The organism is Amycolatopsis anabasis (genome assembly GCF_009765355.1).
Lineage (GTDB): Bacteria > Actinomycetota > Actinomycetes > Mycobacteriales > Pseudonocardiaceae > Amycolatopsis > Amycolatopsis anabasis.
Map to the genome: position 1 here is coordinate 1 of NZ_VTHK01000170.1, position 595 is coordinate 595.

Below are 595 nucleotides of genomic sequence, written 5' to 3' on the forward strand. Positions count from 1 at the left end.
GTGGCGTAGCCAGATGTTGATGGCGGCGATGTCGATGGTGGCTTGGTAGCGCACGGCGAGTTTGTCGTAGCGGGTGGCCACGGCTCGGTGTTGTTTGAGCAGGCTGATGCCGCATTCCACGGCGTGGCGCTGTTTGTAGGTATCGGGGTCGAACGCGGGCGGTCGCCCACCCCGCGAGCCTTTGGCTTTGCGGTGGGCGGCCTGGTCGCGCGGCTGGGCGATGGTGGCCTTGATGCCGCGGCGACGCAAATAGGCCCGGTTGGCGCGGGAACTGTAGGCCTTGTCCGCCAGCACGCGAGCCGGCCGGGTACGGGCACGTCCCGCACCAGCACGAGGTACCCGGATCTGGTCACACACCACGGTGAACTGCGGGCTGTCCCCACGCTGACCAGCGGTCACCAGCAGCGATAGCGGCTTGCGGCCCTGTGCACAGGCCAGATGCAGCTTGCTGGTCCACCCGCCCCGTGACCGGCCCAGCCCGTGATCGCCGGGTTCGGCACCGCCCGCCACGGTGCTCGGCGGTTCGGCCTGCAGGCCCCCCTTTTCCGCGCACCCGCCGCATGCTGGTGCGCCCGCGCGATCGTGGAGTCCACAC

General features: G+C 69.7%; 1 pseudogene. It reads right to left on the reverse strand.

Going from position 1 to position 595, the window contains the following annotated elements:
- Positions 1-595: pseudogene (locus tag FXO23_RS52165) on the reverse strand (IS5 family transposase); the annotation flags it as partial.